Origin of the sequence: Rosenbergiella nectarea (assembly GCF_900111105.1) — a bacterium.
Taxonomy (GTDB): Bacteria; Pseudomonadota; Gammaproteobacteria; order Enterobacterales; family Enterobacteriaceae; genus Rosenbergiella; species Rosenbergiella nectarea.
The window spans coordinates 206500-219124 of record NZ_FOGC01000005.1 but is presented as its reverse complement, the minus strand read 5'-3'; the positions used below and the strand labels follow the sequence as shown (position 1 = coordinate 219124).

At 49.7% G+C, this 12625-nt stretch carries 10 protein-coding genes, 1 pseudogene and 1 other annotated feature; of the genes and pseudogenes, 7 read left to right on the top strand and 4 right to left on the bottom strand.

Annotation, left to right across the window (positions count from 1 at the left end):
- The coding region (locus tag BMX14_RS08270; protein WP_143056400.1) for a PAAR domain-containing protein at positions 1–201 on the bottom strand (201 nt) is incomplete at its 3' end.
- A gap of 940 nt (positions 202–1141) precedes the next feature.
- Here BMX14_RS08270 and BMX14_RS08265 point away from each other — a divergent pair.
- Positions 1142–2425, top strand: a complete 1284-nt coding sequence (locus BMX14_RS08265; RefSeq protein ID WP_092675383.1) for a histidine-type phosphatase — start codon at positions 1142–1144, stop codon at positions 2423–2425.
- A gap of 29 nt (positions 2426–2454) precedes the next feature.
- Here the strand turns inward: BMX14_RS08265 and rluB are convergent, their stop codons facing one another.
- Complete coding sequence (gene rluB, locus BMX14_RS08260; protein ID WP_092675380.1) at positions 2455–3399, bottom strand: 23S rRNA pseudouridine(2605) synthase RluB; 945 nt, start codon at positions 3397–3399, stop codon at positions 2455–2457.
- Between the two features lie 278 nt (positions 3400–3677).
- Between rluB and BMX14_RS08255 the strand changes: the two genes are divergently transcribed.
- Positions 3678–4145: a hypothetical protein gene (locus tag BMX14_RS08255; RefSeq protein ID WP_177173116.1), complete on the top strand. Its 468-nt coding sequence runs from the start codon at positions 3678–3680 to the stop codon at positions 4143–4145.
- Positions 4146–4180: 35 nt separating this feature from the next.
- Here the strand turns inward: BMX14_RS08255 and BMX14_RS08250 are convergent, their stop codons facing one another.
- Both BMX14_RS08250 and rnm read right to left on the bottom strand, forming a co-directional pair.
- Positions 4181–4801, bottom strand: coding sequence for an L-threonylcarbamoyladenylate synthase (locus BMX14_RS08250; protein ID WP_092675377.1), 621 nt, complete (start codon positions 4799–4801; stop codon positions 4181–4183).
- 9 nt (positions 4802–4810) lie between these two features.
- A complete protein-coding gene (gene rnm, locus BMX14_RS08245) occupies positions 4811–5686 on the bottom strand; it encodes an RNase RNM (protein WP_092675372.1) in 876 nt (291 codons plus the stop codon).
- A 153-nt stretch (positions 5687–5839) separates the two neighbouring features.
- Positions 5840–5948 (top strand) — a sequence feature (Trp leader region).
- 24 nt (positions 5949–5972) lie between these two features.
- On the opposite strand from rnm, the gene BMX14_RS08240 reads away from it, so the two are divergent.
- From BMX14_RS08240 to trpA, 5 genes and pseudogenes are all read left to right on the top strand, one after another.
- Complete coding sequence (locus tag BMX14_RS08240) at positions 5973–7529, top strand: anthranilate synthase component 1 (protein ID WP_092675368.1); 1557 nt, start codon at positions 5973–5975, stop codon at positions 7527–7529.
- A pseudogene (gene trpD / locus BMX14_RS16575) lies at positions 7529–9118 on the top strand (bifunctional anthranilate synthase glutamate amidotransferase component TrpG/anthranilate phosphoribosyltransferase TrpD). The gene BMX14_RS08240 and the pseudogene trpD overlap by 1 nt, the downstream one beginning before the upstream one ends.
- 1 nt (position 9119) lies before the next feature.
- Positions 9120–10496, top strand: coding sequence for a bifunctional indole-3-glycerol-phosphate synthase TrpC/phosphoribosylanthranilate isomerase TrpF (trpCF, locus tag BMX14_RS08225; RefSeq protein WP_092675361.1), 1377 nt, complete (start codon positions 9120–9122; stop codon positions 10494–10496).
- A gap of 19 nt (positions 10497–10515) precedes the next feature.
- Positions 10516–11706 (top strand): tryptophan synthase subunit beta, encoded by a 1191-nt coding sequence (gene trpB / locus BMX14_RS08220; RefSeq protein WP_092675359.1) that lies wholly within the window; start codon positions 10516–10518, stop codon positions 11704–11706.
- A complete protein-coding gene (trpA, locus tag BMX14_RS08215; protein WP_092675356.1) occupies positions 11706–12524 on the top strand; it encodes a tryptophan synthase subunit alpha in 819 nt (272 codons plus the stop codon). Before trpB ends, trpA begins: the two co-directional genes overlap by 1 nt.
- The last annotated feature ends 101 nt before the right edge of the window (positions 12525–12625 follow it).

Below are 12625 nucleotides of genomic sequence, written 5' to 3'. Positions count from 1 at the left end.
TGCTAGTCTTCTGCCTTCATCCCAGCTATCAGAGGTCCCCCCCAAAATTTTATACGTTCCAGGAGACTGGCCGCACGATACCGCATCACCTTCTCGCGCTCCCGCCACGCCATACCAACTGAGCGTTTGATCCCCGGTCAGTATCTTGCCCCCACAGGTGGTAGGATCGCCTACCCGTAGGTAAAACTCCATCGCTGCCATGAGTCTATTCTCCTATCCTTAGAGAGTGTACCTGCCGAAATTACCGAGGTAACGTCGTCAATGTATTGACGTTTTATTCCCTTATTCGTGTCATGTTTATCGTTGCGCGGGTCGAATACTAACCGATTTATAATTTGACGTAAAAGTTGATGTTTGTATTCAGATCACAACATTCAGCATTAATCGGCCTCTATCCAAAGTGTTAACCCAAAGCAGTCTGTATTGCTGATTATCCAGCGGCAGTAAACTCGCTGGTTGCCAATTAACATCTGAGTGGCCGTATCCTCATTTAGCCAACCGAGATTGACCGGATGGATCTCTCCCACACGGGCAGGAACTTACACTATCCAGCGTGCCTGCCAATCTTTCATCCAATGGGTTCGCTAATTTCGATATTAGTTTATTTTATCCCCGACTATAACTTCATTGCTTATTTCACCCAGTTTTACTGCCCAAGTTCCTGACGTAATGGCACTGCCAACTATCAGGCCAAGAACATTGGCACCTTCAACATCCGTCTGCGCATTCGCAGCGCTCGTCGCAGCGGCTGTCGCCCGCTGATAGTCGGTTTATTCAGGGCGCTCGGTCAGATGTTGGACTGTGAATAGTGGTGAATCAATGGTTATCAGTACTTTCGAGACCTGTGTACTATTATATAAGAATTCCATTTCTAATCCCTTTCCATTCCTATGGTTTAATTGATGTAATATCAACCCACTTAACATTAAACCTAACATAACCATCGTAATAGCGATCCAAAATCGTGACGCCCACAAAAAAAACGTTCTGCTTAAGACACTAGTGTCAAGCTGGTTTCTTAATATCCCCTGCCACGTTCAGAAATTAGTCATCGATTGTGATTCCATTGTTAGGTCTAATTAATCTGCAGTGGTGTATTCTTAATCTTCTACTAGATACACTAATATTTGAGGTAGCGATTATGCCCCGCTCGCTAATTAAAAACGCCTTGATTGCCTGGTGGATCGGGTTATTAAGTTATGTACCGTTGAGCGACGCGTCTTCGCGTTTTGTATTAGATAAAGTTGTGGTAGTTGCTCGCCACGGAGTCCGTTCGCCCACTGACGATCACCACTATGCCGCGCTCACCGGTCAGCGCTGGCCGACTTGGAATGTCCCACCCGGTCATCTAACGGGCCACGGTTACACAGGGATGGTACAGCAAGGTAAGTTTTTCGCTGAACAATGGCAGCATCTGGGATTGGCGCTACCTTTACGCCAAGGTTGCCCCGCTCCTCAGAGTGTAAACGTATGGACTGCTCCTGATCAGCGCACACAAGCGACAGGTAGTGCGCTACTTGATGGATTGTTTCCTGGCTGTGGAATACCGGTTGCTCATACTCAAGCCCCTACAGACCCGCTTTTTGATGCCAGTAAAATGGGGATCGCACCACCCGATACCACGATAATCCTGCAACAAATTCATGCGAAAATGGCAGCTTATACCCCCTTGTCCGCGCATTATCGTGCAGCAGTTGCCTTATTTCGCCAAGCAGTATGCGCCCCCCATACAACAAGCTGTGCATTTTTGAATGAGCCATGGGACATCAACATCGCGGACAACGGACAACCCAAATTAGCGGGGCCGGTGGCTTATGCCGCCTCCATGGCAGAAAGTATCAGGCTTGCCTATAGCGAAAACTTGCCCCTTTCAGAGGTGGCTTTTGGTCATGTTCGCCAGGCCAAAGATGTCGGCCAATTGATGGCTCTCCATGCAGCAAAATATGATCTGGTCAGCGATACCCCTGAATACGCCAGACAGGGCGGCTCTTTACTCATGACGCAAATTCTAGATGCCTTGGCAGGAAAGCCCACCCGCTATGCTTCACACTTAGCCAGTCCAATTGTTATTTTCGTTGGCCACGACACTAACATCGCGCAATTACAGACCATGCTGGGGTTTAACTGGCAGTTAGCAGAATATCCTCGTAATGACATTCCCCCGGGAGGGAGCTTGGTTTTTTTACGCTTTCATGAAGCGAATACTGGTAAGCAGTTTATCCAATTGAGCTTTATGACGCGAAGTCTGGATCAATGGCGCGCGCTTACGCCCTTGTCATTAGACATGCCGATGCTGGAAGCCGATTATTTCGATAAAGGCTGTTTTCGTTATCACGAAAAAACCCTCTGCCCACTCCCGACTTTTATTCGTCAGGCTCGTCAACAGCCTAAGGTTCAAGATAGTGGCTACCTACTCTTTCAGTAATAAAAAAAAAAGGCCCTTGCGGGCCTTAATTACTTAGTTTGTTGACGCTTCGAACTAGGGCGCGGTTTAGCCGTAGGAGAAGCCGGTCTCCCCTTCTGACTGCTCTCGCCCCGTGCAGCTTGACGACGTGTGTTGCCCGATATTTGATTATGGCGTTTCACCGCGCGACGAATTTGGTTCGCTTTAGTACGACGGCGATCTTTCTCAACAGCAAGCTTAGTCACGGTTTCTTCGCTCATGCCCACCAGCTCACGCAGATAGTTGACAGCCGTGAGGTCCATCTCGGTATAGCCCCCTCGCGGAAGCCCTTTAGGAAGTAGAATATCCCCATAACGAACACGCATGAGTCGGCTGACTTGAACCCCGACCGCTTCCCAAAGACGACGAACTTCGCGGTTACGCCCTTCGGTAAGCGTGACGTTGTACCATTGGTTTATCCCTTCACCGCCACCAAATTTCAATGTTTTAAAGGCAGCAGGACCATCTTCAAGTTGTACGCCAAGGCTCAGCTGACGGATCTTATCGTCGTCCACTTGACCAAATACTCGTACCGCGTATTCACGCTCGACTTCACGGCTCGGGTGCATAAGACGGTTAGCCAGTTCACCATCCGTAGTAAAGAGTAATAACCCGCAGGTATTCACATCAAGACGGCCAACGGCTATCCAACGTGCGCCGTGTAATTTAGGTAAACGATCAAAGACTGTCGGACGACCTTCAGGATCATTGCGCGTGCAGAGCTCACCTTCTGGCTTGTAGTAGGCTAGGACACGACACACTTCACTTTCGGTGGCAATGACCGCTACTTGGCGTCCATCAATACGAATCTTTAATGTATTGGAAGGTTCGACCCTGTCACCGAGGGTGGCGATTTTGCCATCAACACTCACGCGACCTGCCGCTATCATGGTTTCAATTTCGCGACGTGAACCGTGTCCCGCTCGCGCTAATACTTTCTGTAACTTCTCACTCATAACTGCCTCGCTGTCGCCTTCCCAGGCATCAGTTTATAAATTCGTTTAAAATCAATAACTTAAGTTATTTTATACTGCCATTATACAGGATGAAACAGGGGATGTAACGCCTTTTTATCGCCCTATCTTAGGGATTTTGTTTGCGGGAAATAGCTGGGCTATACTTATTCGCTGACATAACCTGCTGTCGTCATCAACCCCACTAACAATAAGTATCGCTTACTGAGGGTTGAAGGCGCTCCACAAACCTCTGGATTTTCTTTATAACGGAGTTACCCATGCGTTTACCACGTCGTCCCCTTTCGCTTATCCTGAGCGGCGCTTTGTTGTTTACCAGTGCTTGTTATGCACAGACTTCACAAGAAGTAGACCAACGACTCGACTATCTGATGGGCGAGCATGCCCACACCCAGTACCATCAATTTTTCTCGACCTTCCAACGTGCAGTGGTAAGCCACGATAAGCAGCAAGTTGCCAGCATGTTGAGCTATCCAATTACTGCACAAGTTGCTGGAAAGGATCGCATTCTTCTCAATAAGAAAGCCTTTCTTGCGGTTTACGATAAAATTTTTACCCATAGTCTGCAGGATGTTGTGCGCCGGCAACGTTATTCCGAACTCTTCGCCAACAGCCAAGGGGTGATGATAGGCGAGCAGGGTGAAATCTGGTTTAGCGGCATCTGCCAGCAAGAATCCTGTCGAACCTCTACGGTGAAAATACTCCGTATTAACGGTAATTCACGCTAAGAAAGATTGGGCAATAGCGTCATTGCCCAATCTGGCTATTCAAAGGGACGAGTATCTCCTGCACCTTGGCGGACGACGACCGGCGACCCGTCAGACAGATCGATAACCGTGGTCGGATGCTGACCAATAGGGCCGCCATTCAGAATCAAATCGACTTGATTTCCAATAGTATCTTGGATTTCTTCTGGGTCGGATTCTGCAAAATCATTGCCTGGAAGAATCAGCGTAGTGGACATCAACGGCTCGCCCAATGCCTCTAATAACGCTTGCGCGACCGGGTGTGACGTCACACGTAGACCGATAGTTTTACGTTTTTCGTTCATCAGGCGGCGAGGTACCTCTTTTGTCGCTTTCAGTAAGAATGTGTAGCTGCCTGGCGTGTTGTTTTTAAGCAAACGAAAAGCGATATTATCGACCTGAGCATAAGTCGATAGCTCCGAGAGATCACGACACATCAAGGTAAAATGGTGGCGGCCATCTAATTGTCTCAAGCGAATAATCCGCTCCATGGCGGCTTTATCCTCCAGTTTACACCCTATGGCATATCCCGAGTCTGTCGGATAAACAATCACTGAACCTTGATTAATTTGCTCAACCGCTTGTTTGACGATACGTGGCTGAGGATTTTCTGGATGAATATAAAATAATTGACTCATAATAGTCTCCTACCCCCGAGTTGGGGCAGCTAAAGCTGGAAATTTTTCCCAAATGGGAACCACATCTTTCGGTAACCACAGTTTACGACCTAACTCTATCCATGCACAGGGCTGATGAAAATCAGAGCCAAGCGAGGCAGATAAGCCGTAATCCAGAGCATACTTGGCCAGTTGTTGCCGTTCGTTCGGTGCCTGTTGACATTGTGCGACTTCCATCGCATCCCCGCCGACTTCAGCGAAGTAAGCCAATAAGCGCTTTAACCATTTGGTAGAGAGCTGATAGCGTGCAGGATGTGCCACCACGGCTACCCCCCCGGCTTGATGAATCGCTTCCACCGCTGTGGGCAGCGCACACCATTGTGCCGGGACATATCCCGTCTTACCGCGGGCAAGATAATTTTTGAATACCTGAGCCATCGTCTCAGCTTTACCTTGCTGTATAAGGTAACGCGCGAAATGGGCCCGCGTAATCTGCCCGGCTCCCGCCTCTTGCCGGGCACCGTTCAGCGCGTCCGCAATACCGGCCTTCGCAAGTCGTTCAGCAATCATCGCGGCCCGATGTTCCCTTCGCTGGTATTGCTGCTGTAATAGCTCGACCATCGCCGGATGATGAGGATCAAAACCTAAACCAACGATATGGATTTCGTGATTCTCCCACAAGGTCGAGATCTCTACTCCCGTGACGAGTGTCAGATCCAGATTCTCTTCACGAATCGCGGTTTGGGCATCCTCTATTGCTGCCGTGGTGTCGTGGTCAGTAATCGCCAACACCTTAACCCCACGCTCGCAAGCACGGAGAACCAAATCTCGCGCACTCAGAACGCCATCTGAAGCTTGAGTATGGGAATGTAAATCATAGATAATCGCGCGCACAGTTTCGGTCAAAATTTACTCTCTCAGACGTGTTCAACATTTCCCCTACTGATAAATCACTTTTAGTTAACTTAGAGTGTTGACAATTCCGCCATGAACTAGTTAACTAGTACACAGGACTTCAGACAGGACACAATCTCATGATGGTTATAACAGTAAAGCATTCTCAGTGGTGGCGCGTCACTCTCCCATAATCGGGCGACGTTGTCATGCATCCAGCTAAAATAACCGCTATGCAGATTTCTAAGCCCGCCCATTCGGCGGGCTTTTTATTGGAAGAATAATAGAGATAACACTAATGACATCCAGCAAACTCAAACTCATCACTGTTGAAACACCCTATTCTGCCGACCCTACTGCGCTATTTAACCAACTCTGTGGGGCGAGGCCCTCTACCTTGCTGCTCGAATCGGCCGATGTGAGTAGTAAAGACGATTTACAGAGCTTGATGATTGTCGACAGCGCGTTACGTATCAGCGCGCTAGGTAACGTTGTTAAGGTCCAGGCATTGAGTGCTAATGGTCGTAGCCTGTTACCCCTGCTGTCTGACAAACTTCCCGCTGAAGCTGAGACCACGATTTCGGCAGATCAGTTAATGATTACTTTTAACGAGCCGTCATCATTACAAGATGAAGATAGCCGTTTAAAATCCGCCTCTGTTTTCGATGTGCTGCGTCTAGTACCTACCTTAGTCGCCGATAGCGACCAACAGCGCCACGCCCTATTTTTGGGCGGACTATTTGCTTACGACTTAGTGGCGGGATTCGAAGCCCTGCCTCCTCTGCAGCAAGATCAAGCCTGCCCAGACTACTGCTTCTACCTGGCTGAAACGCTACTAGTGCTTGACCACCAAACCCAACAAGCCCGTCTTCAAGCCAGCCTATTCACTGATAGCAGCGATGAATTCCAACGTCTGCAAGCAAGACTCCATCAGCTACACCAGCAAATGCTCACTACGCCTGCCAAAGTGTCTGCTGCCCCAGTACCGGACATGCAGCTGAGCTGTAATCAGGACGATGAGACCTATTGCGATATCGTTAAGGCGCTGCAAGTGGCTATTCGCCAAGGCGAAATTTTCCAAGTCGTTCCTTCTCGACGTTTTTCCTTGCCTTGCCCCTCCTCACTCGCGGCTTATGATGTATTAAAGAAAAGCAATCCGAGTCCTTACATGTTCTTTTTACAAGATCAGGACTTCAGCCTCTTCGGCGCGTCGCCAGAAAGTTCGCTGAAATACGACGCCCAGAGCCGTCAAATAGAGATCTACCCTATTGCAGGGACCCGCCCGCGCGGCAGGCACGCAGACGGCTCGCTGAATCTCGACCTTGATAGCCGTATCGAACTGGATATGCGTAATGATGAGAAAGAGATGTCCGAGCATCTTATGTTGGTCGATTTAGCGCGTAATGATCTGGCTCGTATCTGTACACCGGGCAGCCGTTATGTGGCAGACCTTACTAAAGTGGACCGCTATACCTTCGTTATGCACCTCGTTTCTCGCGTCGTGGGCCGCTTACGTGACGATCTGGACGTGTTACATGCCTATCGCGCCTGTATGAATATGGGAACATTGAGTGGTGCGCCAAAAGTCCGTGCCATGCAGTTGATTGCAGAGCATGAAAAGACTCGCCGCGGCAGTTATGGCGGTGCCGTCGGCTATTTTACCGGAACGGGAGACTTTGATACCTGTATTGTGATCCGTTCAGCGTATGTGGAGAACGGTGTCGCCACCGTACAAGCGGGTGCGGGAGTGGTACTCGATTCAGATCCGCAGTCCGAAGCGGACGAGAGCCGAAATAAAGCGCGAGCGGTGCTAAGAGCTATCGCCACGGCCCACCATTGCCAGGAGATTTTCTAATGGCTGATATTTTATTAGTTGATAATTTTGACTCCTTTACCTACAACCTGGTCGATCAATTGCGAACCTTTGGCCATAACGTCGTTATTTTCCGTAATAACGTCCCGGTGGATCAGTTAGTCGCGAAGGTGGATCACCTTGAGCAACCAATCGTTATGTTATCGCCGGGGCCAGGGGCACCGAGCGAGGCAGGTTGTATGCCTGAGCTGCTAAAACGCTTACGCGGCAAAGTGCCGATTATCGGTATCTGTTTAGGTCATCAAGCCATCGTCGAAAGCTACGGGGGGGCTGTGGGCCAAGCGGGCGAAATCCTGCATGGTAAGGCCTCGGATATCACTCATGATAACCTAGAGATGTTCCAACAGTTGCCTTGTCCGTTACCCGTCGCGCGATATCACTCGCTGGTCGGGAGTAACGTCCCGTCGAGCTTAACGGTGAATGCGACTTTCAATGATATGGTAATGGCCGTCAGACATGATGCCGACCGCGTATGTGGATTCCAATTCCATCCTGAATCCATTCTCACCACCCATGGCGCAAAATTACTGGAACAGACGCTGGCTTGGGCGCTAAAACGATAAGGGACTTGCATGAAATTATTACTTGAGCGCCTCTATCAGGGGCAACACATTAGCCAGCAGCAGAGTGAACAACTGTTCTCTGCCGTAGTGAAAGGTGAAATCGATCCGGTCAGTCTGGCGGGGCTATTGATCGCTATGAAGGTGCGAGGCGAATCACCACAAGAAATCGCCGGTGCAGCCACCGCTTTTCTTAATCATGCACTTCCTTTTCCACGCCCTGAGACCTTATTTGCGGATATTGTCGGTACGGGCGGCGATGGCTCAAACAGTATTAATATTTCTACCGCCAGTGCATTTGTGGCGGCGGCATGTGGTTATAAAGTAGCCAAACATGGAAATCGGAGCGTGTCGAGTAAGTCAGGCTCTTCCGACCTCTTGGCCGCTTTTGGTATCAATTTGGACATGCCGCCTGCACAAGCGCGTGAGGCATTAGATGAGTTAAATCTCTGTTTCCTGTTTGCGCCGCACTATCATACGGGGTTTCGCCATGCCATGCCGGTACGCAAACAGCTTGCCACGCGAACGCTGTTTAACGTGCTCGGCCCGCTGATTAACCCTGCCCGCCCCCCCTTGGCCCTGATTGGCGTCTATAGCCCAGAGCTGGTACAGCCTGTCGCCGAGACATTACGGGTGTTAGGCTATCAGCGTGCGGCGGTGGTCCACGGTGGTGGTATGGATGAAATCGCAATACATGCTACGACGGACGTCGCAGAACTGCGCGATAACGAGATCACGCGCTATCAGATCAGTCCAGAAGACTTTGGCCTCTCCATGCATCCAATTGAGAGCCTACGGGGCGGCACTCCAGAAGAAAACCGTGACATTTTAGCGCAATTACTTCAGGGTAAAGGTCAGGAAGCCCATGAGCACGCCATTGCTATCAATGTTGCGATGTTAATGAAACTTTTTGGCCAAGAAAACCTACGCGAGAATGCCTCAAAAGCCCTCGCCGTGTTGCGTAGTGGTGCTGCCTATCAATGTGTTACAGCGTTAGCCGCAAGAGGATAATATGCAGGGTACTGTGCTTCAGAAAATCGTTGATGATAAAAAAATGTGGATAGCGGCGCGTAAAGCGACGCAACCGCTGTCAGATTTCCAAGCTGAGGTCATTCCCAGCGATCGTTCCTTTGTTCAAGCACTACGCCAACACAATCCGGCCTTCATCCTAGAGTGTAAAAAAGCCTCTCCTTCCAAGGGGCTGATCCGCGATGTGTTTGATCCCTTGGCTATCGCCACTGTCTATCGTGATTATGCCTCGGCCATCTCGGTCCTAACCGACGAGAAATATTTCCAAGGCGACTTCGCTTTCCTGCCGATCGTGCGTCAAGCGGTTCACCAGCCAGTGCTGTGCAAGGACTTTATGGTGGATCCCTATCAAGTCTGGTTAGCGCGTTACTATCAAGCAGATGCTATCCTATTGATGCTGTCTGTATTGGATGACGAGCAATATCGTCTTCTGGCCGAGGTGGCTAAAACCTTACAGATGGGGATCCTGACTGAGGTGAGTAATCAGGAAGAGTTAGCACGGGCTATCGCCTTGCAAGCTGAGGTGGTCGGGATCAATAATCGCGACTTACGCGACCTCTCCGTCGATACCGATAAAACACGTCTGTTAGCGAGCCAACTTCCTGCAGGAAGCTTGGTTATTAGTGAATCAGGCATTCAGCATTACGCGCAAATTAAAGACCTAAACCAGACTGCGCAAGGATTTCTGGTCGGCTCGTCCTTGATGGCAGAAGATGATTTACGCTTTGCCGTCAAGCGTCTTCTTTCCGGCGAAAATAAAGTCTGTGGATTAACACGTGTCCAAGATGCTCAAGACGCCTATAACGCCGGTGCGCTGTATGGCGGGTTAATCTTTGTTGAAAGCTCTCCACGTTACGTGAGTGAAGAACAAGCTCGCACCATCATTAAAAGTACCCCACTTCGTTATGTCGGCGTTTTCCGTGATGTGGAAGTGGGCGATATTGTATTAAAAGTCGAAGCCCTAGGCTTATCGGTGGTGCAACTGCATGGTAGCGAAGATCCTTCTTACGTACGTCGACTTCGCGATCTACTACCCACTCGCTGCCAGATTTGGAAAGCCTTTAAGATCGAAGGACATCTGCCGGATCGTGGTTGGATCGGTATCGATCGCTACGTCTTCGATAATGGACAGGGTGGCAGCGGCCAAAGCTTTGACTGGCAGTTATTAGCCGACCAGCCACTGGATGACGTTATTCTGGCAGGTGGCCTCAACGCAGACAATATTGAACCCGCATTAGCCCTAGGTTGTGCTGGCGTTGATCTTAACTCTGGGGTCGAAACATCGCCAGGGATCAAGGATAACCAAAAACTGACTACCGTTTTTGCAGCAATCAACACTTACGCAACCCACGCTCAATAACAATGATTGGATACTGACAATGACATTATTAAATCCTTATTTTGGTGAGTACGGCGGACAATATGTCCCACAAATTCTGATGCCAGCCTTGGCACAGTTAGAAGAAGCTTTCGTCAGTGCGCAGCGTGATCCTGAATTTCAGCAGCAGTTTACCCAACTGCTGAAAGATTATGCGGGACGCCCAACTGCCCTCACCTTGTGCCAAAATTTAACGGCGGGCACGCAGACACGCCTCTACCTTAAACGAGAAGACCTTCTGCACGGCGGGGCACACAAAACCAATCAGGTACTGGGTCAAGCCCTACTGGCTAAGCGCATGGGTAAGAATGAAATTATTGCGGAGACCGGTGCCGGCCAACATGGGGTAGCTTCTGCGCTGGCTTGCGCATTGTTAGGCATGAAGTGTCGAATCTATATGGGTGCGAAAGACGTCGAGCGCCAGTCCCCCAATGTGTTCCGCATGAGATTAATGGGGGCAGAAGTTATACCGGTTCATAGCGGTTCGGCCACCTTGAAAGATGCCTGTAACGAAGCATTACGCGATTGGTCCGGAAGTTATGAAACGGCCCACTACATGTTAGGAACCGCCGCAGGCCCTCACCCCTTCCCTACCATCGTTCGAGAATTCCAACGCATGATTGGTGAAGAGACTCGCCAGCAGATCATGGAAAAAGAAGGGCGTCTGCCCGATGCCATTATTGCTTGTGTGGGCGGTGGCTCGAATGCGATCGGGATGTTTGCAGACTTTATCGACACTCCTGAAGTCCAATTGATTGGCGTAGAGCCTGCGGGCCATGGTATTGAGAGTGGCGAACACGGTGCTCCCTTAAAACATGGTCGGACGGGTATCTACTTCGGGATGAAAGCGCCGATGATGCAGACTGAAGAAGGTCAGATTGAGGAGTCTTATTCAATCTCTGCGGGTCTTGATTTTCCTTCAGTTGGGCCACAACATGCCTATTTAAACAGTATTGGGCGTGCTGACTACGTATCGATTACTGACGATGAGGCCTTAGACGCTTTTAAAGCGTTATGCAAAGCGGAGGGTATCATCCCAGCATTGGAATCCTCACATGCGCTGGCTCATGCAATAAAAATGGCCAAAACAGCGCCAGAGAAAGACCAACTTTTAGTGGTCAACCTATCCGGACGTGGTGATAAAGATATATTTACTGTTCACGATATCCTACAACAGCGGGGAGAAATCTAATGGACCGTTACGCAACACTTTTTTCCCGTTTAGCTGAGCAACAACAGGGGGCCTTCGTCCCGTTTGTGACCTTAGGAGACCCAACGCCTGAACTCTCATTGCAAATCATTGATGCCTTGGTTGCCGGTGGCGCGGATGCCTTAGAGTTGGGCATCCCCTTCTCTGACCCTTTGGCCGACGGTCCGACGATACAGAGCGCAACACTGCGCGCTTTTGCTGGTGGGATCACCACTCAGAAATGTTTCGATATTTTACAGACTGTTCGTTGCAAATATCCTGATCTTCCCATCGGGTTATTAATGTATGCAAACTTAGTCTTCAGCCAAGGAATTGATGAATTCTATCAACGCTGCGCGCAAGCCGGTGTCGACTCAGTCCTGATTGCCGATGTGCCTATCGAAGAGTCCTTGCCTTTTCGTCAGGCGGCAACGCGCCATGGGATTGCGCCGATCTTTATCTGTCCACCGAATGCCGACGATACATTAATTGAATCCATTGGCCAATGGGGACAGGGTTACACTTACCTTCTCTCTCGTGCGGGTGTCACCGGTGCTGAAAATCGTGCCACCACCTCCCTTAAGCATTTGGTTGAAAAGCTTAGCCAGTACGGTGCGCCGCCTGCAATTCAAGGGTTTGGTATTTCGCAACCGGAGCAAGTACGTGCAGCGATCGATTCAGGCGCGGCTGGCGCGATAGCCGGTTCTGCCACAGTGAAGATTATTGAGCAGTATGCCGAAGATCCCGTACGTTTACTCGAAACGTTAACGCATTTTGTTGCCGAGCTGAAAGCCGCTACCCACAAGTCGCCTAAGCAGTGATTCAGATTAAGATTTCGCATAGAAAAATTAGTAGATTTCTCATTAATAGGCTAAATTTGAGCTGATCGACTGATCACTATCCAATCAAGATTCAACAGGGA

What these genes read in the sequence shown, in the direction of transcription:
- BMX14_RS08265 (WP_092675383.1), top strand. Translation starts at nt 1,142, where the DNA reads ATGCCCCGCTCGCTAATTAAAAACGCCTTGATTGCCTGGTGGATCGGG.
- rluB (WP_092675380.1), bottom strand. Translation starts at nt 3,399, where the DNA reads ATGAGTGAGAAGTTACAGAAAGTATTAGCGCGAGCGGGACACGGTTCA.
- BMX14_RS08255 (WP_177173116.1), top strand. Translation starts at nt 3,678, where the DNA reads ATGCGTTTACCACGTCGTCCCCTTTCGCTTATCCTGAGCGGCGCTTTG.
- BMX14_RS08250 (WP_092675377.1), bottom strand. Translation starts at nt 4,801, where the DNA reads ATGAGTCAATTATTTTATATTCATCCAGAAAATCCTCAGCCACGTATC.
- BMX14_RS08240 (WP_092675368.1), top strand. Translation starts at nt 5,973, where the DNA reads ATGACATCCAGCAAACTCAAACTCATCACTGTTGAAACACCCTATTCT.
- trpCF (WP_092675361.1), top strand. Translation starts at nt 9,120, where the DNA reads ATGCAGGGTACTGTGCTTCAGAAAATCGTTGATGATAAAAAAATGTGG.
- trpB (WP_092675359.1), top strand. Translation starts at nt 10,516, where the DNA reads ATGACATTATTAAATCCTTATTTTGGTGAGTACGGCGGACAATATGTC.
- trpA (WP_092675356.1), top strand. Translation starts at nt 11,706, where the DNA reads ATGGACCGTTACGCAACACTTTTTTCCCGTTTAGCTGAGCAACAACAG.